Source organism: Pseudomonas sp. FDAARGOS_380 (genome assembly GCF_002591235.1).
Taxonomy (GTDB): Bacteria; Pseudomonadota; Gammaproteobacteria; order Pseudomonadales; family Pseudomonadaceae; genus Aquipseudomonas; species Aquipseudomonas salmasensis.
The window spans coordinates 3385834-3411212 of sequence record NZ_CP023969.1; the positions used below are offsets into that span (position 1 = coordinate 3385834).

Here is a 25379-nt window from a genome sequence, read left to right on the forward strand (position 1 = left end):
CACTCGCAATGCGTATTTCCGGAAAATGTTGTGGTTATTACTACATTTTTCCTTGAGTGATGCCTTGAAAAAAGGTATTTGTAGCTTAACTTGATAAAAGAACAAACATCATGCCTTCGATAACCGTGGAACCCTGCACCTTTGCCCTGTTTGGCGCCTTGGGTGATCTGGCGCTGCGCAAGTTATTTCCTGCCCTTTACCAACTCGATGGCGCCGGGTTGCTGCACGACGACACACGCATCCTGGCCCTGGCCCGTGAAGCCGGCTCCGAGCAGCAACACCTGGCCCATATCGAAAAAGAATTGCGTAAGTACGTCGGCAAGGAACTCGACGAAGCCGTGGCCCAGCGTTTCCTCGCGCGCCTTTCGTATGTGCATGTCGACTTCATGAAGGCCGACGACTACGTTGCCCTCGCCGAAAAGGTCGGCAGCGAGCAACGCCTGATTGCCTACTTCGCCACCCCGGCGGCGGTGTACGGCGCGATCTGCGAAAACCTGTCCAAGGTCGGCCTGGCGGAAAATACCCGCGTGGTGCTGGAAAAACCCATCGGTTCTGACCTGGAGTCGTCGCGCAAAGTCAATGACGCCGTGGCGCAGTTTTTCCCGGAAAACCGCACCTATCGCATCGACCACTACCTGGGCAAAGAGACGGTGCAGAACCTGATCGCCCTGCGTTTCGCCAACAGCCTGTTCGAAACCCAGTGGAACCAGAACTACATTTCCCACGTGGAAATCACCGTGGCCGAGCAGGTTGGCATCGAAGGCCGTTGGGGCTATTTCGACAAGGCCGGCCAGCTGCGCGATATGATCCAGAACCACCTGTTGCAACTGCTTTGCCTGATTGCCATGGACCCGCCGGCCGACCTATCCGCCGACAGCATCCGCGACGAGAAGGTCAAGGTGCTCAAGGCCCTGGCGCCGATCAGTCCCGAGGGCCTGACTACCCAAGTGGTGCGCGGCCAGTACATCGCCGGCTACAGCGCCGGTAAAGCCGTGCCGGGTTACCTGGAAGAAGACAACTCCAACACCCAGAGCGACACCGAGACGTTCGTTGCCCTGCGTGCCGATATCCGTAACTGGCGCTGGGCCGGCGTGCCGTTCTACCTGCGTACCGGCAAGCGCATGCCGCAAAAGCTGTCGCAGATTGTCATCCACTTCAAGGAACCGTCCCACTACATCTTCGCCCCCGAGCAGCGCCTGCAGATCAGCAACAAGCTGATCATCCGCCTGCAGCCGGACGAAGGTATTTCCTTGCGCGTGATGACCAAGGAGCAGGGCCTGGACAAAGGCATGCAACTGCGCAGCGGGCCACTGCAACTGAATTTTTCCGACACCTATCGCAGCGCACGCATCCCCGATGCCTACGAGCGATTGTTGCTGGAAGTGATGCGCGGCAATCAGAACCTGTTTGTTCGCAAAGATGAAATCGAAGCCGCGTGGAAGTGGTGTGACCAGTTGATCGCCGGGTGGAAAAAATCCGGTGATGCGCCCAAGCCGTATGCGGCGGGGTCCTGGGGGCCGATGAGCTCCATTGCACTGATCACGCGGGATGGGAGGTCGTGGTATGGCGATATCTGAATTGAAACTGCCTCAGGGCGTCACTGCCCATGAGTACCGTACGCCTGCGCTGCTGGCCGATGGCCTGGCCAATGACGTGGCCGAGCAACTGCGCGGGGCCATCAGTGCCCGTGGCGAGGCGACGTTGGTGGTGTCCGGTGGCCGCAGCCCCGTGGCGTTTTTCCAGAACCTGGCCAAGCAGGGCCTGGACTGGTCCAAGGTCACCATCACCCTGGCCGATGAACGCTGGGTGCCGGTCGAACACGCCGACAGCAATGCTGGCCTGTTGAAGCAACACTTGCTGCAAGGCCCGGCGGCCAAGGCGAAGTTCATGAGCCTGTACAGCCCTGCCGCCAACCTAGAAGACGCTGCCGAGCAGGCCGATCGCCTGCTGGGCGAGTTGCCAGCCATTGATGTGCTGGTGCTGGGCATGGGCGATGACGGCCACACCGCATCGCTGTTCCCCAACAGCCCCAACCTGAGTGAAGCGCTGAAGGCCGACGGTACCCGCCGTTGCTGGCCGATGCTGGCGCCCACTGTGCCGCACCAGCGCCTGACCATGAGTCGTGCGTTGCTGGCCACGGCCGACTACACCGTGCTGTCGATTTCCGGCAGTTCGAAATTGACGACCTTGAGCGCCGCCTTGGCCAGCGACGATGTTGCTGCCATGCCGATTCGCGCGTTTTTGCAACCTACTCTAGAGATTTACTGGTGCCCATGAGCCAAGGATCAGCCGCTATGAAAAGCCCTCAACCGACCGTGTCCATGGCGGATAAAGTTGCCTTGATCGACAGCCTCTGCGCCAAGGCGCGGATCCTGCCGGTGATCACCATTGCCCGCGAGCAGGACATCCTGCCGTTGGCCGACGCCCTGGCAGCCGGCGGTTTGACCGCGTTGGAAGTGACCCTGCGTTCCGAGTTCGGCCTTAAAGCCATTCAGGTCTTGCGCGAGCAACGTCCTGAGCTGTGCACCGGTGCCGGTACCGTGCTCGACCGTCACATGCTCGAAGCGGCAGAAGTGGCAGGCTCGCAATTTATCGTCACCCCCGGTATCACCCGTGACTTGCTGGAAGCCTCGGTGCACAGCCCGATCCCGCTGCTGCCGGGCATCAGCAACGCCTCCGGCATCATGGAAGGCTACGGCCTGGGTTATCGCCGCTTCAAACTGTTCCCGGCTGAAGTCAGCGGTGGCGTTGCCGCCATTAAGGCCCTTGGCGGCCCGTTCGGCGAAGTGAAATTCTGCCCGACTGGCGGTGTTGGCCCGGCCAATATCAAGAGCTACATGGCGTTGAAAAACGTGATGTGCGTGGGCGGGAGCTGGATGCTGGATCCGGAGTGGGTCAAGAACGGCGACTGGGCACGTATCCAGGAAGTCACTGCCCAGGCGCTGGCGCTGCTTGACTGATTTATAGAATCGTTGTTGCTGTGCTTAACGGCATTTTTGCGGCGCACTTGGTCGGTGTGCCGCTTTTTTTTGCCTGATGAAAACCCAAAACCACCCTGGATCCAAATGTGGGAGCGGGCTTGCTCGCGAATGCGGCGGGTCAGTCAACGCATCTAGTGACTGGTATCGCGCTTTCGCGAGCAAGCCAGCTCCCACAGTTTTAATCGGTGTTTAGTTGGGTGATCGCGTGGACCAGCGCATTGATGTCCGCCGCCGACGTCACCAGCCCCGGCGTCACCCGGATACAGGTGCCAAACGCCGCGCCCGTGCGCGTAGTGGTGAACAGACCATGCTCCTTGAGCAACCGGTCCACCATCACTTGCTGATCCCGTCCGATGAACTTGAAGGCCGTAATGCCGCAGTACAGTCGCGGATCATCCGGAGTCAGCACTTCAATCCCCGCCAACGGCCGCACCTGGTTCACCCACAGGTTGCGCAGGTAATTGACGCGTGCGCCCTTAGCGGCGGCGCCACCCAATTGTCGATGCTCTTCAAACACCAGGGGTAAGGTCATCAGCGCCGGAAAGTTCGGCGTGCTGTAGGACGTACGCGCTCGCACATCGGTGGCTGGGTAGTGAAACTCGCCCATGTCCGGGTCGATATCCGCCAGGCGCTCGGGTGCGATGTACAAAAAGCCCAGGGTCAGCGGTGCACCGATCCATTTGTGCAGGTTGAAGCCTGCGAACTGAATGCCCAGTTCGGCCAGGTTGAATTCGACCTGGCCCAAGGCGTGAGCGCCGTCGAGGATCACGTCGATTGCGCGTTCGCGCGCGGCCTTGGCAATGGCCGCAACCGGCATGACCAGGCCGGTGCGATGGGTTACATGGGTCAAGGCCATGAGCTTCAGGCGCGGGTACTGTGCGAAGGCGTCGTGGTAAGTCTGCACCAGGCTGTCGAAAGTGGCCGGGTGGGTGTGGGCCACCTCTATCACTTCCACGCCGCGATTCGCTGCCAACCAGCGCATGGCGCCTTTGACCGTGTCGTACTCCAGATCGCTGATCAGCACCTGGTCGCCCGGTTGCAGGCGGTTGTAGTTGCGGATCAGCGACTGCAAGGCTTCGGTGGCGTTACGGGTGAAAGCGACCGACTCCGGGTCGACATCAATCAACCCGGCCAACTGGCGCCGTATCTCGTTGTTTTCACCCTGCTCAAAGCGCTGGCGCACATGCACCGCGTTGCTGCGGTTGATAAAGCTGATGTGCTCAAGGTATTGGGCCTGCACCGCGCGGCTCATGCGCCCGAAGTAGCCGTTTTCCAGGTTGATCGGGCCGGGCTCACACTCATAGCGCTGAGCGATGGCCTGCCAGTACGCTTCGTTATCGGCATTCCTTGGCATGGTGAATCTCTTTAGTGGCGGGGGGCGGGTTTACCGTGTTTGGCGCGCAGTGGTTCGAGCAATTCGGACAGGCCGTTGTGGTCGATTTCCTGCATCAAGGCCAGCAAACCGCCCAGTTCCCCGTGGGGGAAACCTTCACGGGCGAACCAATTAAGGTAGGGCCCAGGCAGGTCGGCAATGATCCGGTCTTTGTATTTGCCGAAAGGCATTTGGCGGGTGATGAGCAGTTCGAGTTTTTCGGGATTCATGAGCGTCGCAGGGTTGAGGCCAGGCTTTCGAAAATACAGGCATTCTGCATGAAGGCCAAATGACAGATCATGCAAATAACCAAGATACAGATGGTTCAATAATTCGTAACTTGTTGAAATTAAACATAAAAATAATTTTTGAAAACCTGGCACGGGCGCTGCAATAACCAACGCAACCTTCTAACCCGTACAAGGAATTGAAAAATGACTGATATCAACAAAGAATCGATCTCCGTACTCAACGACCTGATCGAGACCAGCATCGACGGCCAAAAGGGTTTCAAGGAATGCGCTGAAGACATCAAGCATCCAGAACTCAAGGCACTGTTTGCCAAGCGTTCCGCTGATTGCGGTACCGCTGCCGAAGAGCTGAAAACGGCTGTGCGTGCCCTGGGCGGCGATCCAGAGAAGTCTGGCAGTGTTGCCGGCGCCCTGCACCGTGGGTGGGTCGACGTGAAGTCGATGGTCACCGGCAAGGATGAAGAGGCGGTATTGAACGAAGCCGAGCGCGGTGAAGACCACGCACTGAAGGCTTACGAGGAAGCCATCGAGAAGATCAACAAGCACAACCTGGTGGGCATTCGTGACTTGGTTGAGCGTCAGTACCACGGTGTACAGCGCAACCACGACCAGGTAAAAGCCCTGCGTAACCAGGCTCGCGCTCAGTCGTAAGCCATACGCTGGACCTAGTGTGGGAGCGGGCTTGCTCGCGAAAGCGGTGGATCAGTTACTGTTGTATTGACTGACACACCGCATTCGCGAGCAAGCCCGCTCCCACATTTGTTTTATACAGCGGCTGGATCAGCCGATGCTGATCGGCGGCAATTCGGTCAAGGTCACGACTTGCTGCTTACGCGGCGCCAGAATCTCTGCCTCGCCATCTACCACCAACTCATCGCGCTGGTTGAACACCCGAGTGGCAATGCGCACGCGAAACTTCGGCAGTTTCTCGAGGATTTCCAAGCGCACGGTCAGGGTGTCGCCGATCTTCACCGGCTTCTGAAAGGTCATCTGCTGGCCGATGTAAATCGTGCCCGGCCCAGGCAGCTCGCAGGCCACCGCAGCGCTGATCAGCGCACCGCTGAACATGCCATGGGCGATGCGCTCCTTGAACATGGTCGCCTTGGCGTATTCGGCGTCCAGGTGCACCGGGTTGTGGTCACCCGACATGGCGGCGAACAGCTGGATATCGCGCTCTTCGACGGTTTTGCTGAAGCTGGCAGTCTGGCCCACTTCAAGCGCTTCGTACGGGGTGTTGGTTACCTGGGTCATCTCAAGGTGCATCCTGTGGCTTAACGGTAATTAATCGGCTGATTTTAAAGCAAAAACTATTCGCAGCGGGCGGGCCTGCGCAACGCCAGCGCCTGGTCGAGCCAGGCCAGCAGGTCGGCGGTGACTTCATCCCGGTTGGTTTCGTTGAACACTTCATGGCGCGCCTGCGGGTAGAGCGTCAATTGTACGTGCTGGCAGCCAGCTTCACGCAGGGCGTGGGCCAGGTTCTTGAGACGCTTGCCTTCACTCACCGGATCACAATCGCCGCCCATCACCAGGATCGGCAGGCCGGGGTCGATCTGCGCCAGGTTGGAGACTTTGCTGATCTGCTGCAAGCCGCCCAACAGGTCGATCCACAGTTGATTGGTGCAACGAAAGCCACAGAGTGGGTCGTTGATGTAGTTGTCCACTTCAACCGGGTCGCGGCTGAGCCAGTCAAAGGCGGTGCGATTGGGTTTGAAGGCTTTGTTGAATGAGCCGAACGACAGGAAGTCGATCAACGCACTGCGCCCTCGCAGGCCTTGGCGCGCTCGCTCGATGCGCGCAATGATCTGCGCTGCACGGTAGAGGGCCACCGGTTGGAAATTCGAGCCGCTGAGTATTGCGCCATGCAAGCTGGCGCTGTGATGCAGCAAGTACGCCTGGGAGATATAGCTGCCCATACTGTGGCCCAGCAAGATGATCGGCAGCCCTGGATGCTGTTGGCCAATGTGCTGATTAAGGCTGGCCAGATCGCCCACTACTTTGTTCCAGCCATCCGTTTCAGCATATAGCCCAACGGTGCCGGCCTCTGCAGTGCGGCCATGCCCACGCTGGTCCAGCGCATACACACCCAGGCCTGCTGCACACAATGCCTGCGCCAGGCGCGCATAGCGGCCGCCATGCTCGGCCATTCCATGAGAGATCATCACCACGGCCCTGGGCGGGATGTCGGGTATCCATTGATTGACGTACAGACGGGTGTGGTCGTTCGCGGTCAGCCAGAAGGTGCTGTGGTTCATGGCGGCTTCCTTTGCTCAGGGTGGTTGCATTGTATAGCTCATCCGCCGCTGGGCGGGGTATCTGCCTACGCCTTAGGTGCAAGATTCATACAATCAATGACACAGTTCAGCGTCTTGCCTGTTTGGCCATAGCTGCTAACTTCCCCAAAGCTCCGCTTCTTATTGCTGCACATCTGCATGGCAGCGGCCGGACACACTCAGGTATAGAGGACAAGAATAATGCAACCTGATTTCTGGAATGACAAACGCGCGGCGGGCGTCCCCAATGCCATCGACCTCAGCACCTACAAGTCGGTGATCGAGGTGTTCGAGCGTTCCTGCAAGACCTTCGCCGACCGTCCGGCATTCAGCAGCATGGGCATTACCCTCACCTACGCCGAGCTTGAACGCCAGAGTGCGGCGTTTGCCGGTTACCTGCAGCAGCACACCGACCTCAAGCCCGGCGAGCGCATCGCGGTGCAGTTGCCCAACGTACTGCATTACCCGGTGGCGGTGTTCGGCGCACTGCGCGCCGGGCTGATCGTGGTCAACACTAACCCGCTGTATACCCCGCGCGAGATGCGCCACCAGTTCAAGGACGCCGGTGTGCGCGCGCTGGTCTACCTCAACCTGTTCGGTTCGCGGGTACAGGAGGTGTGCACCGACACCGAGATCGACTACCTGATCGAAGCCAGGATGGGCGATTTCATGCCTGCCGCCAAAGGCTGGCTGGTCAACACCGTGGTCGACAAAGTCAAGAAGATGGTTCCGGCCTACCACCTGCCGCGGGCAGTGTCGTTCAAGCGCGCCCTGCGCATGGGCGCGGGCCTTGGGGTGACGCGTCATCCGGTGACCCTGGACGACGTCGCCGTGCTGCAATACACCGGCGGCACCACCGGCCTGGCCAAAGGCGCGATGCTCACCCACGGCAACCTGGTGGCGAATATGCAGCAGGTGCGGGCGTGCATGTCGCAACTGGGCGACGACGGCCATCCGCTGATCAAGGAAGGGCAGGAGGTGATGATTGCACCGCTGCCGCTGTACCACATCTATGCATTCACGGCCAATTGCATGTGCATGATGGTCTCCGGCAACCACAACGTGCTGATCACCAACCCACGGGACATCGGCGGGTTTATCAAGGAGCTCAAGCAGTGGCAGTTCTCCGGCCTGTTGGGGCTGAACACACTGTTTGTGGCGCTGATGGACCACCCGGATTTCAAGACCCTGGATTTCTCCCACCTGAAGATCACCAACTCCGGCGGCACTGCCCTGGTCAAGGCCACGGCGGAACGCTGGAAGGCATTGACCGGCTGCGCCATCGGCGAAGGCTATGGCCTTACCGAAACCTCGCCGGTGGCCAGCACCAACCCCTACGGCGGCCTGTCGCGCCTGGGCACCGTGGGCATCCCGGTACCGGGTACGGCGATGAAAGTCGTGGATGACCTGGGCCAAGAACTGCCGTTGGGCGAGCGTGGCGAGTTGTGCATTCAGGGCCCGCAAGTGATGAAGGGCTACTGGCAGCAACCGGCCGCCACCGCCGAAACCCTGGACGCCGATGGCTGGTTGAAGACCGGTGACATTGCGGTGATCGACACCGATGGCTACATCAGCATTGTGGATCGCAAGAAGGATCTGATCATCGTCTCGGGTTTCAACGTGTACCCCAACGAAATCGAAGACGTGATCATGGCCCACCCGGCCGTGGCCAACTGCGCCGTGATCGGCGTGCCGGACGAGCGCACAGGGGAGGCGGTGAAGCTGTTCGTGGTGGCACGGGCCCAGGGGGTGAGCCTTGAGGAACTGAAGGCGTACTGCAAGGCCAACTTCACCGGGTACAAGGTGCCCAAGCATATTGTGTTGAGGGAGTCGTTGCCGATGACACCGGTGGGGAAAATTCTGCGCCGGGAGCTGCGCGACATCGCTTGAATTGAAACCGGGTGCAAAAAATGTGGGAGCTGGCTTGCCTGCGAAGGCGGCCTAACAGTTAACACAGTTGGACCGGGTACATATCCGTTATTTAGGTAACGGCCACTTAGGGTTCCGCCCTGACGGCGGGTCACTTTGGAAAAGCCCCAAAGTAACCAAAGGGCTCTTGCCCCACCACTCGGCACCTCGCTTAGGCTCGGTGTGCCCGTAATCCGCCAGTGATTTGGGGGGCCGCCGCCACGCGCCATCCATGGCGCGGGGCGGCTAAACCGGCATCCCTGCCGGTTTACCCCCCAAATCCCTGTCGAATTCCGGCCAGCGTGGTTTGACGGGGCGCCTGAGATCAAGATCACAAGCAGATCAAGATCAAGAGCGGCTCGCTTCGCATCGTGGTTACCGTTGGCTGCTACAGCCTACATAGTTATGTAGATACCTATGCTGCGATAGCAGTGTTTCAGTCACGTGTTGAATTGACTGAGCCACCGCTATCGCAGGCAAGCCAGCTCCCACATCGTCATTCTGCACCCTTGAGAGCTTGTTCTAGAGCCATTCCTGGTGTTATAGAATTTTTGCTCTAAAAGTGACCATTGGATATTCTTGAGTCATGTTTATGACTGTAGGGCCCTCTTTTGGCTCTAGGCGGCCCTTGGCAAAGCTGCTACTCTCGGCGCGCTTTGTGACTTCTAGGCCTGCTTGAAAGCGCCAGATTCACCTAAAAACATACACCAATAATAATCGCATCAAATGCGATGATGAATTCGCGTCGCTGAGGAGTGGGCTTCCATGAATGAAGACTTTTGGAAGGATAAGTACCCCGCCGGGATTGCTGCACAGATCAATCCAGACGAGTATCCGAATATTCAGGCGGTACTGAAGCAGTCCTGCCAGCGCTTCGCTAACAAACCGGCTTTCAGCAACCTGGGCAAGACCATCACCTACGGTGAACTGTACGAATTGTCCGGCGCATTTGCCGCCTATCTGCAACAGCATACCGACTTGAAGCCTGGCGATCGAATCGCCGTGCAACTGCCCAACGTTCTGCAATACCCGGTCGCGGTATTCGGTGCGATCCGCGCCGGCCTGATCGTGGTCAACACCAACCCGCTGTACACCGCGCGGGAAATGGAACACCAGTTCAATGATTCTGGGGCCAAGGCCCTGGTTTGCCTGGCCAACATGGCGCACCTGGCTGAAAAAGTCGTGTCCAAGACTGCCGTCAAGCACGTGATCGTCACCGAAGTTGCCGACCTGCTCTCGCCGTTCAAGCGCGTGCTGATCAACAGCGTGATCAAGTACGTGAAGAAAATGGTCCCGGCCTATCACTTGCCCCAGGCCATCAAGTTCAACGATGTACTCGCCAAGGGCCATGGCCAGCCGGTCAACGATGCCAGCCCGGCCAGCGGCGATGTGGCCGTGTTGCAATACACCGGCGGTACCACCGGCGTGGCCAAGGGCGCGATGCTGACCCACCGCAACCTCGTCGCCAACATGCTGCAATGCAAGGCGCTGATGGGCTCCAACCTCAACGAAGGCTGCGAGATCCTGATCACGCCGCTGCCGCTGTACCACATCTATGCCTTCACCTTTCATTGCATGGCGATGATGCTGATCGGCAACCACAACATCCTGATCAGCAACCCGCGCGACCTGCCGGCGATGGTCAAGGAACTGTCGAAGTGGAAGTTCAGCGGCTTCGTCGGCCTCAACACCCTGTTCGTGGCACTGTGCAACAACGAAGGTTTCCGCAAGCTGGACTTCTCTGCGCTGAAGGTCACCCTGTCGGGCGGCATGGCGTTGCAACTGGCTGCGGCGGAGCGTTGGAAGGCGGTGACCGGCTGCGCGATCTGCGAAGGTTACGGCATGACCGAAACCAGCCCGGTGGCCACGGTCAACCCGATCCAGCACATCCAGATCGGCACCATTGGCATTCCGGTGCCTTCCACCGCGTGTAAAGTCATCGCCGACGACGGCACCGAGCTTGCACTGGGTGAAACCGGCGAGCTGTGTGTGAAAGGTCCGCAAGTGATGAAGGGCTACTGGCAGCGCCAGGACGCCACCGACGAGATGCTCGACAGCGAGGGCTGGCTGAAGACCGGCGACATCGCGATCATCCAGCCAGACGGCTACATGCGTATCGTCGACCGCAAGAAGGACATGATTCTGGTCTCCGGTTTCAACGTCTACCCCAACGAGCTGGAAGACGTGCTCGCGGGCCTGCCGGGCGTGCTGCAGTGTGCGGCCATCGGCGTGCCGGATGAAAAATCCGGTGAGCACATCAAGCTGTTCATCGTGGTCAAGCCAGGGGCTACGCTCACCAAGGACCAGGTGATGGAACACATGCGCGCCAACGTCACCGGCTACAAGGTGCCCAAGGCCGTGGAGTTCCGTGATGCGTTGCCGACCACCAACGTGGGCAAGATCTTGCGGCGTGAATTGCGTGATGAAGAGCTTAAGAAGCTAGGCCTCAAAAAGTAACCCATAAAAAACCCCGCTGATGCGGGGTTTTTTATGTAGGAGCGAGCTTGCTCGCGAAAAACGTCAACGGTAACGCGTGCTTGCTGGATAAACGCGGTGCCTGTGAGTTTTTCGCGAGCAAGCTCGCTCCTACAAAGAGCCTGTCAGGGCCGCCCGCACGGTTTTTACAGGGCGAACTGCGCGAAGCTCACACCCGCACCGGCGGGGCGAACATCTTTCAAGAACGAGTCCTTATCCGCGCTTAGCTCCAGGGTAATCTCCGGCTTGCGCTTGCCCGCATTGCGCACCACCAGCCCTTCGAGTTTTTCACGCAGGAACACGGTCGGCACCTTCAGGTGCAGCAACTGGTCGGTGTCGGCGTTGTGCATCAACAGGTGGACCCACTCGTACTGGCCCACGGCAATGCGCCCCACCGGCAGGTCGAACCACCAGATGTTGCGTTTGCGGTCCAGGTCGGTGAAGTGGCAGTTGTTGACGCCGAGTACGGCACCGCCCAGTTCCTGGTTTCTGCGGGCAATGGCCTGTGCTTTATTGAGTTTCATAACCTTCCTACGGGATCTGTTATTCAGCGTTGCAGCCTGAATGTGCCGGGCATTCTCATGGGTTGGCTGCAAAACATAAAGCCAAACCTGCCGCATTCGATGAAATGCTTGCGCAAAAATAATTGAAACTCTGCCGTTGCGCTTCAGGTCAACCGCTACGTAGTGACCAAAAACCATTTGATTGTTATCAGGAGTAATACCATGAGCAGCACTTCCGATAAGGTAAAGGGCTTGGCGAACGAAGCTGTGGGTAACATCAAGCAAGGCGTCGGTAAAGTCACAGACAACGACAAACTGCGTGCTGAAGGCGTGATCCAAGAGAAAAAAGGCGAAGCGCAGCAAGCAGTGGGCAAGACCAAGGACGCAGTGAAAAAAGCCACTGAGTAATACGTCCTGGCGGGCAGCCCCCAGCAGCCCGACGGCCATCCACGGATGGCCGTTTTTGTATCTGAGCGTGCAACTAAACTTTCGAAATTGTTTCAAAGTCGCCAAATGGGCTACTTTGATGTAGAAAACGGCCCCTGAGTCGCCCACGAACTCAACCTCTTTGCGGCGAAAGGAGACGCTATGCTTTTTCCGGTACTCGATGGTCTCAAGCTGCACAAGGTGCTGGTACGCACCATCAAGGAATTCGTCGATGACGAGATGCCTACCTACGCCTCGGCACTGGCCTACCAGATGCTGTTCTCGTTGTTTCCGTTCCTGCTGTTCCTCATTGCCCTGATCGGCTTCCTGCACCTGCCGGACTTCTTCAGTTGGCTGCGCCTGCAATCGGAGCTGGTGTTGCCTCCCCAGGCGCTGGAACAGGTCAACCCGGTGATCGACCAGTTGCAGCAGTCCAAGGGTGGCTTGCTCTCGGTGGGTATCGTCATCGCGCTGTGGACGGCCTCTGCGGGCGTGCGCCTGATGATGAGCGCCATGAACGCTGCCTACGACGTGGTCGAAGGGCGGCCGATCTGGAAGCGTTTCCCGCTGTCGATTTTCTACACCGTGGGCATCGCCGGTATGCTGCTGGCCGCCGCCGCGCTGATGGTGCTGGGCCCGCAGGTCATGGAATGGCTGGCCGGGCAGATCGGCATGCAGGAGTTCGTGGTCACGCTGTGGACCATCCTGCGCTGGCCGCTGATTGTGATCTTGTTGATGTTCGCCGTGGCCCTCATGTACTACGTGATGCCGGACGTGGAGCAGGAATTTCGCTTTATCACCCCAGGCTCCGTCTTGGCCGTGGTGGTATGGATCGTCGCCTCCCTGGGCTTTGGCTACTACGTCAAAACCTTCGCGGACTACAACGCCATGTATGGCAGCATCGGCGCGATCATTGTCTTGCTCCTGTATTTCTACATCTCTGCCGCCGTACTGTTGCTGGGCGCAGAGATGAACGCCGTGATCGAACACATGTCTGCCGAGGGCAAGGACCCTGGTGAGAAGGAAATAGGCGAGCCGGGCCACACCGATGAAAAACAACACGTCTCTGGCCTAGGCCGGGACCACTCCAAGCCCATGACCGAGCCTGAGCAATGATCCGTGAAATCCTGAAAATGGGCGACGAGCGCCTGCTGCGTATCGCCCCGCCGGTGCCGCCGGAAATGTTCGACAGCCCTGAGTTGTGGCAACTGATCGACGATATGTTCCAGACCATGGAGCACGTGGGCGGCGTTGGCCTGGCCGCGCCGCAGATTGGCGTGGACCTGCAACTGGTGATCTTCGGTTTCGAAGCCAGCGAACGCTACCCGGACGCGCCACCGGTGCCGCAGACCATCCTGATCAACCCGCTGATCACACCGCTCAGCCCGGTGCTGGAAGAGGGCTATGAAGGTTGCCTGTCGGTGCCCGGCCTGCGTGGCGCCGTGAACCGTTACCAGCAGATCCGCTACGAAGGGTTCGACCCCAAAGGCGAGCCGATCGTACGCTTTGCCGACGGCTTCCATGCGCGGGTGGTGCAGCATGAGTGCGACCATTTGATCGGCCGGCTGTACCCGTCGCGGATCACCGACTTCAGCAAATTCGGGTTTATTGAAGTGATGTTCCCGGAGCTGGACCCAACGGCTGACGAATAACGTTACTGGCACACCTACAGTTCAACTGTGGGAGCTGGCTTGCCTGCGATGGCGGTGTATCAGCTACAAATAAGGTGGCTGGCCCACCGCTATCGCAGGCAAGCCAGCTCCCACATGGGTCAGCGTTTATCCAGGGCATTGAGCCCCATCGCAATCATCGGTTTATTACGCTTGTAGCGCACCAGCCGTTCACTCAATGATTGTGGCAAAACCGTGTCCTGGCTGAACCCCATCCCCTGATACAACCCTTCCAGGTCCGGATGGCACAGCAACCAAACCGTCCCCTCAGAACTCGCCACGGCCTCGCCGATCAATCGAGCCGCCAGCCCCTGGCCACGATGAGTCGGCGCCACAAACACCCCCGTGAGCCACTGCCCACCCACCACCGGGCTCAGGCACAAACCGGCCACAATCTCGCTGTCGCGCGCCACCCACAATTGCCCGTCCTTGAGTGCCTTCATCGACGAGTCATGGCTGCGGTAAAACTTATTCAGTAAGGGCCATAGCGGCGGCGCCAGCCGTTCGATGTGCATGTCAAAACCACTCAGAGGGCGAGGCGCGCATTGTAGCCTCTGCGGGACTTGCATATGGTTATATAAAAATACGCTTTAAGTATTATTAAAGCATAAGCCGCCTTGTTAGGATCGCTTCACCGGAACACCGGACATACCCCGCAACCTATTAAGAAGGAGCCACTATGTCCGGCGCCGCTTGCACCGCCCCCTCAACTCCCGTGCTCACGCCGAAGACATCGCCTGTTACCGGCCCTGAAATCCATGCACCTCCCGCCCTGGCTGTGCCCACTCTGACCCTGTTGTGAATCGAACCACCAAGAGGCAACTTATGAAAGCAATCAAACACCTGCTGGGCAGCGCGCTGCTGGCATTGGCGATACTGGCGCAACCCACCTCGGCGGCCGAACCTTCCACGCTGCGCATCGGCTACCAGAAAAGCTCGGTCAGCATGGTGCTCGCCCGTGAGCACAAACTTTTTGAAGCGGCGCTGCCCGGCACCCAGGTGCAGTGGACCGAATTTCTCGGCGGCCCGCCACTGATCGAAGCGCTCAACGCCGGCAGCCTGGACATTGGCAACATTGGCGATATCCCGCCGATCTTCGCCCAGGCGGCCGGGATCGACTTGCAATACTTCGCCGTCGAGCCTAACGAGGGCAAGACCGAAGCGGTGCTGGTGCCCAAGGCCAGTAGCGTGCAGACCGTGGCTGAACTCAAGGGCAAGCGCGTGGCGTTGCTCAAGGGCTCCAGTGCACACAACTTGTTCCTCAAGAGCCTGCTGCGCGCCGGGTTGCAGTGGAAGGATGTGAACGTGGTGTACCTGTCGCCTTCCGACGGCCGAGCCGCATTCGAACAAGGCAAGGTGGATGCCTGGGTAGTGTGGGACCCGTACTACTCGGCCGCCGTGATCGACGGTTCGGCACGCGTGCTGGGGGATGGGCAAGGGTTGAACCCTGCGGGCAGTTTCTTCGTGGTCAACCACCCGTTTGCCAAGCAGCACCCCGAGGCCATCGCCACGATTATCCAGACACTAGGCAAGGCCCAGCGCCTATCGCTTGACCAGCCCGACGCGAGCATCGCGCTGATGGCCGGCACTTTGGGGCTGCAACCGGCGGTGGTCAAAAGCTACTTCGAACATCGCTCGCCTGAGCCGATCCGCCCTTTGGAGGCCATCGACATCGCCAACCAGCAACGCACCGCTGACCTGTTTTTTGCCAACGGCCTGATCCCGAAAAAAGTCGATGTGCAGCAGGCTGTCTTTAAGCCCCTTGGTCATCCCTGAGCAGCAATGCTGGCGGATTAGTGGCCTTGCAGAGTGCCAAGGCCTGTCTATGCTCACCCAGAACCGTTAACGACGCTTGGCCGATAAAGCGTTTCCAATGGTTATTTCCCCATGCAGGTGTACCAGAAATATCCAACGTATGAATGGAATGCGCCCTCCAGGCGCCGGGAATCTAGGGTGATCTGACCATGTTCAACCGCCAGCACAAATCCGACCTGCAAGAAATCCAGCGTTTTTCCTGTGCTCTCACCGAAGCCAACGCCAAGCTTGCCGCCATTAGCCGCTCCATGGCGATGATCGAGTTCGACCGCACGGGAGTGATCCTGAATGCCAACGAACGTTTTTGCCAAACCATGGGCTACGGCGTCGAGGAGATCCGTGGCAAACATCACCGTCTGTTTTGCGAGGAGGCGTATACCCACACCGATGCCTACCACCAGTTGTGGCGCGACCTGGCGCGAGGCGAGGCGCTCAGCGGCACCTTCATGCGCCTTAACAAGCGCGGTGAGCAAGTGTGGCTGGAAGCCAGCTACTTGCCAGTGCTGGACAGCGACCATCAGGTACGCAGTGTGATCAAGGTGGCGGCGGATATTTCCGCACGGGTCCATCACGAACACGAAAACCAAAGTCTGATCGACGCCATCAGTCGTTCCATGGCGGTGATCGAATTCACGCCACAGGGCCACATCCTCAATGCCAACGACAACTTCTTGCGCACGGTGCAGTACACGCGCGAAGAAATCATCGGCCAGCATCACAGCATGTTTTGCCACCGCAGCGAAGTGGAGTCCCCGGCGTATAAGGCGTTTTGGGCTTCACTCAATCGCGGTGAGTTTCACTCCCACCGCTTCGAACGTAAAAACAAATACGGCAAGACCCTGTTTCTGGAAGCCTCTTACAACCCCATCTTCGATACGCATGGGCGCTTGTACAAAGTGGTGAAGTTCGCCAGCGATATCACCGAGCAAGTCAGCACCCTGCGCACGGCCGCCGACTCGGCCCACGCCACTTCGGTACAGAACGATGCCTGCGCCCGCAAGGGCTCGCAGGTGGTGCAGCAAACGGTGCAGATCATTGAAGCCATGTCCCACGACCTTAACCAGGCGGCGCAGAGCATCGATGCGGTGAGCAAGCAGTCGGACATCATCGGTGCCATCGTGCAAACCATCCGCAGCATTGCCGAACAAACCAACATGCTGGCCCTGAATGCGGCAATTGAAGCCGCGCGCGCGGGCGAGCACGGGCGTGGGTTTGCGGTGGTGGCCGATGAAGTGCGCAGCCTCGCTGCACGCACCAGCCAGGCCACCGTTGAGATCGTGGACGTGGTACGCAAGAACCACGACCTGTCGTTGAGCGCAGTGTCGAGCATGCAGTCGAGCTTGAGCCGCACGGGCCTGGGCGTGGAGTTGGCGAACGAGGCGGGGCAGGTGATCCTCGAGATCCAGGAAGGGGCACGGCATGTGGTGGATGCGATCAGTCAGTTCAATTCGACGTTGCAATTGCAATAACTGAACACTGAGCTGATCCCATGTAAAAAAGGTCCAAGTGTGGGAGCGGGCTTGCTCGCGAATGCGGTGCTTCAGCCAACTTATCAGTGACTGGCACTCTGCTTTCGCGAGCAAGCCCGCACAGTTGCTCTGCTGTGTGGCTCAGATCGCGGCCAAGGTTTCCTTCACTGTTTGGGCTGGCGAAGCAGTGGCCTTCGCCGCTATCTGCTGCTGTTGCTGCTCCTTCAAGCGCTCGGCCACTTGTTTGGCGATGGCGTCTTGTTTTTCCTGGGGCATTGCCTGCACTTGTTCTTCGGTCAGCCCTTGTTCCCTGAGCAACTGTTCACGAATACGTTCGGCTGGGGATTTGCTCATGTATTCGGTGAACTCGGCACGCGCCCCGTTAGTCGTGGCCTGTAACTGCACGCGGGTCTTGGCGAAGGCTTCGTCGATGCGATCGCTGGCCTTGTCCAATTCCCTCTGCGCGGCCGGCACTGTAACGCTGTGTTGCGCAGCCTGCAAAGCGCCGCTGTACAGCGCACTGGCGGCGGCGTTGGCGGGGTCCATGTCGGGTCGCGTGATCTGTTGCACGTTTGACGCCGCTTGAGAGTTGTTAACCAGCATGATCGGTCACCTATGAAAACAGACGTGCGACAGCTGGAGCAAATACTGTGCCGGGTGCCGGACCCCAGTGTTTACTGGGGCGGGAGTCGTCGGCGCGGCAAGCCTTCTCCTTGTGCGGCCAACCGTTGCCGTCAGTGAGCGATGTTCTCCAGCGCCAGGTTGCGCGTGCGTGGCCCGAACCAACTGATGGTAATCATCACGATCAACATGCTGCTGGCGATAAACGCCAACACACCCGGCGTGCCCAGGTGTTCGAGGATAAAACCGATCAACAAACTGCTGAACACCGTGGATAAACGGCTGAACGAATAACAGAACCCCACCGCCCGTGCACGGATATTGGTGGGGAATAATTCGCTCTGGTAGGAGTGATAACTGAAGCTCAGCCAGGCGTTGCAGAAGGTGATCATCACCCCGCAGAAAATCAGCCCTAACGCCGTGGTTTGCAGGGCAAACAGGCTGCCGAAGATCACTGCCCCCATGGCCGAGCCGACAATCTGCCATTTGTTTTCAAAGCGGTTGGCCACCTTGACGAACAACAGCGGGCCCAGCGGGTAGGCGAGGGTGATGATGAAGGCATAGAGCAGGCTGTGGGTCACGCTGACACCCTGGCCCGAGAGCAAGGCCGGCAGCCAGTTGCCAAAGCCGAAGAAGCCGATGGCCTGGAATACATGAAACACGATCAGCATCAAGGCGCGGCGACGGTAGGGCGGCTGCCAGATATCGGCGAAACGGCCACTGCCTTGCACGCTGATCGCTTCGGGCTCCGGCTCGTCCAGCGGCTTGCCGTGATCCTTTTGGCAGCGTGCCTCCAGGTTGTTCAGGATCGTGTCGGCTTCTTCGAAGCGGCCCTGTTGTGCAAGCCAGCGCGGTGACTCCGGCAGGCGCTTGCGCAGTTGCCAGATAAACAGCGCAAACACCGCACTTGAGAGCACCACCCAGCGCCAGCCCGCGATACCGAACGGCGCCTGTGGCACCAGCCACCATGACATCAACGCCACGGCCGGTACCGACAGAAACTGGATAAAAAACGCGAAGGCAAACGCCGAACTGCGCATGCGCTTGGGCACCAGTTCCGAAAGGTAGGCGTCGATGGTCACCAGTTCGATGCCAAGGCCAATGCCCACCAGAAAGCGCATGCAGATAATACCCACGGCCGAGGTCTGAATGCCCATCAACACGGTGGCCACCGTGTACCAGACCAACGCAAAGGTAAAGATCGCGCGGCGGCCGAAGCGGTCGGCGATGGGGCTGAGCAGGCTGGCCCCGAAGAACAGGCCCAGGAATGTGGCCGAGGCGAAAGCGGCCTGGTCCGAGAAGCCGAACACACCTTCGCTGCCGGTATGAAAAATCCCGTCGCTGATCAGGCCAGGGCTGATATAGGCGGTTTGGAACAGGTCATACAGCTCGAAAAAACCGCCGATGGAGAGCAATGCCACCAAGCGCCAAATAGTGGCGACGGCGGGCAGGCGGTCGATGCGGGCGCTGATGTGGGCGGCACGGGTGGGGTCTGAGACGCAGGCGGCGAGTGTGGGCATGAATAACCTTCAGTTAGCGGCAAGTTGTAGGCTTTAAGCCACACCGCTTTTGTTTGGGAGTGCTTAAAGCGCGCAACTGCTTTTCTAATTATGGCCGTCGAGAGCGAAGGTCTTGAAGCCGGCGTGCTGGCTGAGGCGTTGGTAATACGCCGCGATGGCGGGGTAGGGTGGGCGCTCCATGGGGGTCATCTGCCATCGATGCACAGAAAGGCCTATCAAGATGTCTGCGAGGGTGAACTCTTCGCCGGCGACGTAGGCGCAGGTTTTGGTCAACTGTTGTTCCAGCAAGGCCATCTTGTCATTCCAGGCCTGCACACCCGCCTGGATGCGTTGCGGGTCCTGATAGTCCGGGTTTTGACGCACCAGTGCGTGGAACGCATAGCCCCACGAGGGGTTGAGTTCGGTGGCCTGCCAGTCCATCCACTGTTCGACCCGTGCACGCAAGGCAGGCTCAACGGGTAGCAAGTCATGGCGCTGATAGAGGCCGACCAGGTAGCGGCAAATGGTATTGGACTCCCACAGCACGCCATGGTCGTCGATCAGCACCGGTACCTGGGCATTGGGGTTCAAGGCGAGGAAATCGGGGGATTGAGTGGGCTTGAAGCCTGTGCCCCAGTCTTCGCGCACATAATCGATGCCCAGTTCCTGGCAGGTCCACAGTACTTTGCGCACGTTGATGGAGGAGGTACGACCCAAGATTTTCAGTGAATGGCCCATGGTGCTTCCCTGGCATCTAAGAGAATGACCAATCTAGCAGGGGCCGGGCATGGCGGCGAGGGTGTGAAGCGGGCACGGTCGAAAATGTGGGAGCTGGCTTGCCTGGGATAGCGTTGTGTCAGTCAATGAAGGTGTTGCCTGATACACCGCTATCGCAGCATAGGTAATCTACACAACTTTGGTGCGACGCTGAACCTGTGGCGAGGGAGCTTGCTCCCGTGACGGCCGGATAGCCGACGCCTATCTATCTGACACCCCACGATCCAATTGTGGGAGCTGGCTTGCCTGCGAAGGCGGCCTAACAGTCAACACAGTTGGACCGGGTACATATCCATTATTTAGGCAACGGCCACTTAGGGTTCCGCCCTGACGGCGGCTCACTTTTGAAAAGCGCAAAAGTAAGCAAAACGCTCTTGCCCCACCACTCGGCACCTCGCTTAGGCTCGGTGTGCCCGTAATTCGCCAGTGATTTGGGGGGCCGCCGCCACGCGCCATCCATGGCGCGGGGCGGCTAAACCGGCATCCCTGCCGGTTTACCCCCCAAATCCCTGTCGAATTCCGGCCAGCGTGGTTTAACGGGGCGCCTAAGATCAAAAGCAGATCAAGATCAAGAGCGGCTCGCTTCGCATCGTGGTTACCGTTGGCTGCTACAGCCCAAAAGTTGTGTAGATACCTATGGCTATCGCAGGCAAGCCAGCTCCCACAGGGATTCAGCAGCGTGGTGTGTGTTGGTCCATGGCCTTGCCCACCAGCAATACGCTCAGCTCGCTCAATTGATGAATGGCCAGGGCTACATCGCGGTGTTTGCCAGTGAGGTCATCGGATAGGTCGAGCAGGAGGGTGCTGACGGAGCAGACGGTTTCGTAGCTGTTGGTCAGTAAAGATTCGAGGGAAGTATCAGGGATGACTGTGAAAAGCGTATGCGTGGGATGGATGCTTTGCATTGTTGAAATACCTGTTTTGGGCTGATACCTCATCGCTACTAAACGAAGGGTGGCAGCTGTACGCAGGTTAGTAGACCGGTATCCCACACAAACCCGGCGCACCCGAAGGCGCCCTGCGCACAGCCACCATCAAGCATCGATAGGCTCATGCATCTTGTGTGAGGAAGCTCAGGCTACTAAACCCGATCACCGAGAAATTCAGCGACCGTCAAACCTTAGAGACCGCCACCGAGGCGCACAAGCCGGCGGATTCTGACGTAAGCGTAGGCAGCGGAGCAAGGCACTTGCTGCAATGTCAGGCACTTCCTACAGGCGTCCCACAGCGCTCTGACTGCTCTTACACGATTACGTAGGAACTCTGAGTATCAGGTGGGCAGACGACAGGGGCAATTTACCAGACGTTTGGGAGCTATAGCGAGGTTGGGCAGAGATCAGAAAAGGCAAGCACTTGCCTGACCAAGCGCAGTGCTGCCTTCAGGTGGATGGTTGTGTGAGCGGTTATTTAGGAGCATTGAAATTATTGATGTAGTACACGCCACGTTCGACGGTAATAATGTCGGTTGAGTCGTCGGCGTTGGTGGCTTCGAAGGCAAATTTTGCATCAAGGATATTGTTTTCGTTGTTGACGATTTCAAATGTCCCCGAGGTGGCCGGATATTGATACGAACCCCCATTAGGATTAGGTACGTTATAAATAACTTGAACATTCCCCTCCTCTTCTGAGTAAGGAAGTTCATAGGTGCCTACTGCGAAGTTCTTATCTATTTCAAATGCAATAAAATGGCTGTCCTGTATGAACGCCAGTGTGGTGTTTTTTGTGCCAGGGAAGGTATTCAAGTGGAGAATGTTGTGAGAATCAAAGCTCTGGTTAGCCTCTTTTAGAAAGCCAGTGATTTTGTTGGGCGAATTCATGATGAGTCTCCTTGAGAATAATGAGCATGCGGGGGGCTGCGCCTAATATTTAGGCCGTGTACACAGTTCGCGTCTACTGTCATTTATGACAGTTTTCTGTGTCGGCCGATGAGTGGTTGCGTACATTGACAACCGCCTGTTGAAAGGGAAATGGCGATTTCAGGTGGTTTAGTTAAAGATTGATTAACTGACCCGCCGCCTTCGCGAGCAAGCCCGCTCCCACAGGGGATCTGTGCCAGGCGCTGATTCTGCGGGCACCACATTGATTGCGTTCGGCGCGACGCTCAGGTGCTCTCGCGCACCTGCAACTCAAACCCCATATCCACCACCGGCTTGGCCACCTTGTGGCCCGCCATGATCGTCAGCAAATGCTCCGCCGCTCGGCGCCCGATGGCTTCCCGTGGCGTGCTGATGCTACTCAGGCGCGGCACCATGAATGACGAGGCGGGGAGGTCGTTGAAGCCCAGCACGGCTACACGTTCCGGCACCTTGATGCCGTGGCGCAGGGCTTCGAGCAGGGCGCCCTGGGCCAGGTCGTCGTTGCCGAAGAAGATCGCGTCCACATCCGGGTGGGCGGCCAGCAGTTGCAAAAACAGTTCGCCACCCAGGCCCACGGAAGACGGGCGTGGTGTCAGCAGCTCCAGCGCCGGGTCGTACATGCCTGCTTGCTGCAAGGCGCGGCGGAAGCCTTCGCCACGCAGCAAAGTACGTTGGTCCAGTTGTGCGCCGATATAGGCCAGGCGCTTGCGGCCCCGGGACAGCAAGTGCGCGGCCGCGGTCTCGCCGGCGGCCAGTTGCGAGAAGCCCACGCAGTTCACCCCGGCATTGGGGTCCAGATCCATCATGTACACACAGGGCACATTGCTGGCCTCGACCATTCGTCGCGCGCTTTCGGTGCGGTCAAAGCCGGTCAGCAACAACCCCCGTGGCTGGTAGGCCATGTAGTTACGCAACAGGTCTTCTTCTTCATCGCGCGAATAATGGGAGTTGCCGATCAGGACTTCAAAGCCCTTGGGCCGCAGTACCTGATGGATAGCTTCCAGGGTTTCGATAAACAGCAGGTTGGACAGTGACGGCACCAGCACCACCACCGAATGGCTCTGCGCCGAGGCCAGGGCGCGGGCAGCGGGGTTGACCACGTAGCTCAGTTCGGCGGCGGCCTGTTGCACTTTTTCCACCAGTTCGGTGGCCACCGTGCTGATGCCGCGCAGGGCGCGGGAGGCGGTGATCGGGCTGACGCCAGCAAGGCGCGCCACTTCATTGAGGGTAGGGCGGCCCGTCGTGCGGGTATTTTTATCGTTCTTGGAGGTCATCAGGCGGCTTGCCAAACAAAAATCGAGGCACTAAGGTAGCGCTGTCTCCAAAGGGCTGCAAATTATTGAACCTAGGGTTGCCTGATCCGGTTCGAATGATTGGAGCGGATGCACGCGTCACTCCATAAAAATGACAAGTCGGCGCGGGAAAAGCCTGTTTTTGCACTAGCCTTACGCTATGCAAAGGTAGCGCTATCTGCGTCCTGAGGTGTTTCATGAGTCAACCTGTTACCGCCCTGGTCATCATGGGTGTTTCCGGCTGTGGCAAGTCCAGCGTCAGCCAAGCCCTGTGCGCCCTCAACGGCGCCACTGCCATTGAAGGCGACAGCTTTCACCCTGCCGCGAACATCGAAAAGATGAGCGCCGGCCACCCCCTCAACGACGACGACCGCGCCGGCTGGCTCGACATCCTGTGCGATGAACTGCGCCGCGCGTTGAAAGCCGGCGAGCATCCCGTACTGACCTGTTCGGCGCTGAAGAAAAAATACCGTGACCACCTGCGCGAAGCCGCGCCGGGCCTGGGTTTTGTCTTCCTGGAGCTGACCCGCGAAGTCGCTGCCGACCGCGTGTCTCACCGCCCCGGCCATTTCATGCCGGCCAGCCTGATCGACAGCCAGTTCGCCACCCTCGAATCGCCCAAGGGCGAGCCGCTGACCCTGGCGCTCAACGCCAGTGAAGACAGCGTGAAGGAGCTGGCCGAGCAGACCAATATCTGGTGGCGCAAGCACGGCTTTGAACCTACTCATTAATTTTTTGCCGGAAAAGATAGCGCTATCCCCGGCAGGAAGTTCAACACCCGCTTTAATAACAACAACAAACAGGAGAGACCCCCCATGTTTGGCATGTCCCACGAGTCTTACCTGCTGCTAGATGCAGTAGTCACTATCATCGGGTTGATCGTACTGATCACCAAGTTCAAGGTGCACCCGTTCATTGCACTGATCATCGCGGCCGGCTTCCTTGGCCTGACCTCGGGCATGCCCGTGGACAAGATCATCAAGGCGTTCCAGGACGGTTTCGGCGGGGTGCTCGGCTTTGTCGGCATCATCCTCGCGCTGGGCACGATGCTCGGCAAGATGATGGCCGAGTCCGGCGGTGCCGATCAGATCGCCCAGACCCTGATCCGCGCCTTCGGCAAGGAAAAGGTCCAGTGGGCCATGATGTTCGCCGCGTTCCTGGTGGGCATCCCGCTGTTCTTCGAGATCGGCTTTGTGTTGCTGATCCCGCTGGTGTTTATCGTCGCCCGGCGTACCGGTGTGTCGTTGATCAAGATCGGTATTCCGCTGCTCGCTGGCCTCTCGGCGGTGCACGGCCTGGTGCCACCGCACCCGGGCCCGCTGCTGGCCATCGGCGTGTTTGGCGCAGACATCGGCAAGACCATCCTGTACGGTCTGATCGTCGCGCTGCCGACCGCCATCATCGCCGGCCCGATCTTCGGTACGTTCATCGCCAAGTACATCCCCGGTAACCCGTCCCAGGAACTGGTGGACCAACTGGCCCGCGAGACCGATAACAAGTCGCTGCCCAGCTTCAGCATCACCCTGATCACCGTGCTGCTGCCGGTGTTCTTGATGTTGCTCAAAACCTTTGCCGATATCGCGTTTGCCGAAGGCAACGTGGTGCGCAACTGGATGGACATGATCGGCCACCCGATCACCGCGCTGTTGCTGGCCTTGCTGTTGTCGCTGTACACCTTTGGCCATCGCCAGGGCATCCACTCCAAGCAGATCCTCAAGTTGCTCGACGCCAGCCTGGCGCCGACCGCGGCGATCATCCTGATTATCGGTGCCGGTGGTGGCTTCAAGCAGATGCTGGTGACCAGCGGTGTGGGTGACGTGATCGGCCATATGGCGGTGAACGCGCAGATCAACCCGATCCTGCTGGCGTGGCTGGTGGCGGCGGTGATTCGGATTGCTACCGGTTCAGCGACGGTTGCGACCATTACCGGTGCGGGCATTGTGGTGCCAGTGGTCGGCATGATCCCTGGGGTTAACCGCGAGTTGCTGGTGCTGGCGACGGGTGCGGGTTCGTTGATCCTGTCTCACGTCAACGATGCGGGGTTCTGGCTGGTCAAGCAGTACTTCAACATGACCGTGGCCGAGACGTTCAAGACCTGGACGGCGATGGAGACCATTCTGTCGATCGTGGCGCTGATCTTCATCATGTTGCTGTCGTTGGTGGTGTAAGCCACACCCCAAAGCAAGAGTGGGAG

General features: G+C 58.8%; 24 protein-coding genes and 2 pseudogenes. 14 read left to right on the forward strand and 12 right to left on the reverse strand.

The window, feature by feature from the left end:
* Positions 1-110: 110 nt before the first annotated feature.
* Genes zwf through CRN80_RS15870 form a run of 3 tightly spaced genes read left to right on the forward strand, consistent with a single transcriptional unit; the run spans position 111 to position 2960 of the window.
* A complete protein-coding gene (gene zwf / locus CRN80_RS15860) occupies positions 111-1577 on the forward strand; it encodes a glucose-6-phosphate dehydrogenase (RefSeq protein WP_098950529.1) in 1467 nt (488 codons plus the stop codon).
* A complete protein-coding gene (gene pgl / locus CRN80_RS15865) occupies positions 1564-2277 on the forward strand; it encodes a 6-phosphogluconolactonase (RefSeq protein WP_098950530.1) in 714 nt (237 codons plus the stop codon). Before zwf ends, pgl begins: the two co-directional genes overlap by 14 nt.
* A gap of 17 nt (positions 2278-2294) precedes the next feature.
* A complete protein-coding gene (locus CRN80_RS15870) occupies positions 2295-2960 on the forward strand; it encodes a bifunctional 4-hydroxy-2-oxoglutarate aldolase/2-dehydro-3-deoxy-phosphogluconate aldolase (protein ID WP_026067364.1) in 666 nt (221 codons plus the stop codon).
* 199 nt (positions 2961-3159) lie between these two features.
* Here CRN80_RS15870 and CRN80_RS15875 read toward each other — a convergent pair whose 3' ends face one another.
* Both CRN80_RS15875 and CRN80_RS15880 read right to left on the reverse strand, forming a co-directional pair.
* A complete protein-coding gene (locus tag CRN80_RS15875) occupies positions 3160-4335 on the reverse strand; it encodes an aminotransferase class V-fold PLP-dependent enzyme (protein ID WP_098950531.1) in 1176 nt (391 codons plus the stop codon).
* 11 nt (positions 4336-4346) lie between these two features.
* The gene (locus CRN80_RS15880) at positions 4347-4583 is read right to left on the reverse strand and encodes a DUF3820 family protein (RefSeq protein WP_098950532.1); all 237 of its coding nucleotides are present in this window, start codon (positions 4581-4583) and stop codon (positions 4347-4349) included.
* A gap of 204 nt (positions 4584-4787) precedes the next feature.
* Here CRN80_RS15880 and CRN80_RS15885 point away from each other — a divergent pair, with 204 nt between their 5' ends.
* A complete protein-coding gene (locus CRN80_RS15885) occupies positions 4788-5255 on the forward strand; it encodes a PA2169 family four-helix-bundle protein (RefSeq protein ID WP_098950533.1) in 468 nt (155 codons plus the stop codon).
* A gap of 129 nt (positions 5256-5384) precedes the next feature.
* On the opposite strand, the gene CRN80_RS15890 is transcribed toward CRN80_RS15885, so the two are convergent.
* Positions 5385-5855, reverse strand: a complete 471-nt coding sequence (locus tag CRN80_RS15890) for a MaoC family dehydratase (protein WP_003193747.1) — start codon at positions 5853-5855, stop codon at positions 5385-5387.
* A gap of 56 nt (positions 5856-5911) precedes the next feature.
* Complete coding sequence (locus CRN80_RS15895) at positions 5912-6856, reverse strand: alpha/beta hydrolase (RefSeq protein WP_098950534.1); 945 nt, start codon at positions 6854-6856, stop codon at positions 5912-5914.
* A 219-nt stretch (positions 6857-7075) separates the two neighbouring features.
* Between CRN80_RS15895 and fadD2 the strand changes: the two genes are divergently transcribed.
* Complete coding sequence (fadD2, locus tag CRN80_RS15900; RefSeq protein ID WP_003193743.1) at positions 7076-8764, forward strand: long-chain-fatty-acid--CoA ligase FadD2; 1689 nt, start codon at positions 7076-7078, stop codon at positions 8762-8764.
* Between the two features lie 783 nt (positions 8765-9547).
* Positions 9548-11239 carry a long-chain-fatty-acid--CoA ligase FadD1 gene (gene fadD1 / locus CRN80_RS15910; protein ID WP_098950535.1) on the forward strand — a complete coding sequence of 564 codons (1692 nt, stop codon included), beginning with the start codon at positions 9548-9550 and terminating at the stop codon, positions 11237-11239.
* A gap of 164 nt (positions 11240-11403) precedes the next feature.
* Here fadD1 and CRN80_RS15915 read toward each other — a convergent pair whose 3' ends face one another.
* Entirely contained in the window at positions 11404-11781 is a 378-nt protein-coding gene (locus CRN80_RS15915; protein ID WP_098950536.1) for a hypothetical protein, read from the reverse strand.
* A gap of 201 nt (positions 11782-11982) precedes the next feature.
* Here CRN80_RS15915 and CRN80_RS15920 point away from each other — a divergent pair, with 201 nt between their 5' ends.
* The 3 genes from CRN80_RS15920 (at position 11983) to def (ending at position 13838) form a co-directional block, all read left to right on the forward strand.
* Entirely contained in the window at positions 11983-12168 is a 186-nt protein-coding gene (locus tag CRN80_RS15920; RefSeq protein WP_003193737.1) for a CsbD family protein, read from the forward strand.
* A 180-nt stretch (positions 12169-12348) separates the two neighbouring features.
* Positions 12349-13302 carry a YihY/virulence factor BrkB family protein gene (locus CRN80_RS15925; RefSeq protein WP_032895581.1) on the forward strand — a complete coding sequence of 318 codons (954 nt, stop codon included), beginning with the start codon at positions 12349-12351 and terminating at the stop codon, positions 13300-13302.
* Positions 13299-13838: a peptide deformylase gene (def, locus tag CRN80_RS15930; protein WP_003193731.1), complete on the forward strand. Its 540-nt coding sequence runs from the start codon at positions 13299-13301 to the stop codon at positions 13836-13838. The genes CRN80_RS15925 and def overlap by 4 nt, the downstream gene beginning before the upstream one ends.
* A 119-nt stretch (positions 13839-13957) precedes the next feature.
* Here the strand turns inward: def and CRN80_RS15935 are convergent, their stop codons facing one another.
* Complete coding sequence (locus CRN80_RS15935) at positions 13958-14371, reverse strand: GNAT family N-acetyltransferase (RefSeq protein WP_098950537.1); 414 nt, start codon at positions 14369-14371, stop codon at positions 13958-13960.
* Between the two features lie 310 nt (positions 14372-14681).
* Here CRN80_RS15935 and CRN80_RS15940 point away from each other — a divergent pair, with 310 nt between their 5' ends.
* The 3 genes and pseudogenes from CRN80_RS15940 to CRN80_RS32145 all read left to right on the forward strand — a co-directional run.
* The gene (locus tag CRN80_RS15940; protein ID WP_098950538.1) at positions 14682-15632 is read left to right on the forward strand and encodes an aliphatic sulfonate ABC transporter substrate-binding protein; all 951 of its coding nucleotides are present in this window, start codon (positions 14682-14684) and stop codon (positions 15630-15632) included.
* Positions 15633-15925: 293 nt separating this feature from the next.
* Positions 15926-16546 (forward strand): annotated as a pseudogene (locus CRN80_RS32140) (PAS domain-containing protein); the annotation flags it as partial.
* A gap of 198 nt (positions 16547-16744) precedes the next feature.
* A pseudogene (locus CRN80_RS32145) lies at positions 16745-17140 on the forward strand (methyl-accepting chemotaxis protein); the annotation flags it as partial.
* A 141-nt stretch (positions 17141-17281) separates the two neighbouring features.
* On the opposite strand, the gene CRN80_RS15950 reads toward CRN80_RS32145, so the two are convergent.
* The 6 genes from CRN80_RS15950 to CRN80_RS15975 form a co-directional block, all read right to left on the reverse strand.
* On the reverse strand, positions 17282-17743 hold the full coding sequence (locus tag CRN80_RS15950) for a hypothetical protein (protein ID WP_098950540.1): 462 nt from the start codon (positions 17741-17743) through the stop codon (positions 17282-17284).
* Between the two features lie 131 nt (positions 17744-17874).
* Entirely contained in the window at positions 17875-19281 is a 1407-nt protein-coding gene (locus CRN80_RS15955; protein WP_098950541.1) for an MFS transporter, read from the reverse strand.
* Positions 19282-19365: 84 nt separating this feature from the next.
* Positions 19366-19998 carry a glutathione S-transferase family protein gene (locus CRN80_RS15960; RefSeq protein WP_098950542.1) on the reverse strand — a complete coding sequence of 211 codons (633 nt, stop codon included), beginning with the start codon at positions 19996-19998 and terminating at the stop codon, positions 19366-19368.
* A gap of 710 nt (positions 19999-20708) precedes the next feature.
* Positions 20709-20942, reverse strand: a complete 234-nt coding sequence (locus CRN80_RS15965; protein ID WP_032895589.1) for a DUF6124 family protein — start codon at positions 20940-20942, stop codon at positions 20709-20711.
* Positions 20943-21440: 498 nt separating this feature from the next.
* Positions 21441-21854, reverse strand: coding sequence for a hypothetical protein (locus CRN80_RS15970; protein WP_098950543.1), 414 nt, complete (start codon positions 21852-21854; stop codon positions 21441-21443).
* A gap of 284 nt (positions 21855-22138) precedes the next feature.
* Positions 22139-23170, reverse strand: coding sequence for a LacI family DNA-binding transcriptional regulator (locus tag CRN80_RS15975; protein WP_169918643.1), 1032 nt, complete (start codon positions 23168-23170; stop codon positions 22139-22141).
* Between the two features lie 212 nt (positions 23171-23382).
* Between CRN80_RS15975 and CRN80_RS15980 the strand changes: the two genes are divergently transcribed.
* Both CRN80_RS15980 and CRN80_RS15985 read left to right on the forward strand, forming a co-directional pair.
* On the forward strand, positions 23383-23916 hold the full coding sequence (locus CRN80_RS15980; RefSeq protein WP_098950545.1) for a gluconokinase: 534 nt from the start codon (positions 23383-23385) through the stop codon (positions 23914-23916).
* A gap of 84 nt (positions 23917-24000) precedes the next feature.
* Positions 24001-25353, forward strand: a complete 1353-nt coding sequence (locus CRN80_RS15985) for a GntP family permease (RefSeq protein ID WP_032895592.1) — start codon at positions 24001-24003, stop codon at positions 25351-25353.
* Positions 25354-25379: the final 26 nt, after the last annotated feature.

Bases quoted from the DNA above. Each gene is read 5' to 3' on its own strand.
- zwf (WP_098950529.1), top strand. From the start codon at position 111: ATGCCTTCGATAACCGTGGAACCCTGCACCTTTGCCCTGTTTGGCGCC.
- CRN80_RS15940 (WP_098950538.1), top strand. From the start codon at position 14,682: ATGAAAGCAATCAAACACCTGCTGGGCAGCGCGCTGCTGGCATTGGCG.
- CRN80_RS15950 (WP_098950540.1), bottom strand. From the start codon at position 17,743: ATGCTGGTTAACAACTCTCAAGCGGCGTCAAACGTGCAACAGATCACG.
- fadD1 (WP_098950535.1), top strand. From the start codon at position 9,548: ATGAATGAAGACTTTTGGAAGGATAAGTACCCCGCCGGGATTGCTGCA.
- def (WP_003193731.1), top strand. From the start codon at position 13,299: ATGATCCGTGAAATCCTGAAAATGGGCGACGAGCGCCTGCTGCGTATC.
- CRN80_RS15985 (WP_032895592.1), top strand. From the start codon at position 24,001: ATGTTTGGCATGTCCCACGAGTCTTACCTGCTGCTAGATGCAGTAGTC.
- CRN80_RS15960 (WP_098950542.1), bottom strand. From the start codon at position 19,998: ATGGGCCATTCACTGAAAATCTTGGGTCGTACCTCCTCCATCAACGTG.
- CRN80_RS15955 (WP_098950541.1), bottom strand. From the start codon at position 19,281: ATGCCCACACTCGCCGCCTGCGTCTCAGACCCCACCCGTGCCGCCCAC.
- CRN80_RS15970 (WP_098950543.1), bottom strand. From the start codon at position 21,854: ATGAATTCGCCCAACAAAATCACTGGCTTTCTAAAAGAGGCTAACCAG.
- CRN80_RS15925 (WP_032895581.1), top strand. From the start codon at position 12,349: ATGCTTTTTCCGGTACTCGATGGTCTCAAGCTGCACAAGGTGCTGGTA.
- CRN80_RS15935 (WP_098950537.1), bottom strand. From the start codon at position 14,371: ATGCACATCGAACGGCTGGCGCCGCCGCTATGGCCCTTACTGAATAAG.
- CRN80_RS15895 (WP_098950534.1), bottom strand. From the start codon at position 6,856: ATGAACCACAGCACCTTCTGGCTGACCGCGAACGACCACACCCGTCTG.
- CRN80_RS15870 (WP_026067364.1), top strand. From the start codon at position 2,295: ATGAAAAGCCCTCAACCGACCGTGTCCATGGCGGATAAAGTTGCCTTG.
- CRN80_RS15890 (WP_003193747.1), bottom strand. From the start codon at position 5,855: ATGACCCAGGTAACCAACACCCCGTACGAAGCGCTTGAAGTGGGCCAG.
- fadD2 (WP_003193743.1), top strand. From the start codon at position 7,076: ATGCAACCTGATTTCTGGAATGACAAACGCGCGGCGGGCGTCCCCAAT.
- CRN80_RS15920 (WP_003193737.1), top strand. From the start codon at position 11,983: ATGAGCAGCACTTCCGATAAGGTAAAGGGCTTGGCGAACGAAGCTGTG.
- CRN80_RS15885 (WP_098950533.1), top strand. From the start codon at position 4,788: ATGACTGATATCAACAAAGAATCGATCTCCGTACTCAACGACCTGATC.
- CRN80_RS15880 (WP_098950532.1), bottom strand. From the start codon at position 4,583: ATGAATCCCGAAAAACTCGAACTGCTCATCACCCGCCAAATGCCTTTC.
- pgl (WP_098950530.1), top strand. From the start codon at position 1,564: ATGGCGATATCTGAATTGAAACTGCCTCAGGGCGTCACTGCCCATGAG.
- CRN80_RS15915 (WP_098950536.1), bottom strand. From the start codon at position 11,781: ATGAAACTCAATAAAGCACAGGCCATTGCCCGCAGAAACCAGGAACTG.
- CRN80_RS15875 (WP_098950531.1), bottom strand. From the start codon at position 4,335: ATGCCAAGGAATGCCGATAACGAAGCGTACTGGCAGGCCATCGCTCAG.
- CRN80_RS15980 (WP_098950545.1), top strand. From the start codon at position 23,383: ATGAGTCAACCTGTTACCGCCCTGGTCATCATGGGTGTTTCCGGCTGT.
- CRN80_RS15965 (WP_032895589.1), bottom strand. From the start codon at position 20,942: ATGCAAAGCATCCATCCCACGCATACGCTTTTCACAGTCATCCCTGAT.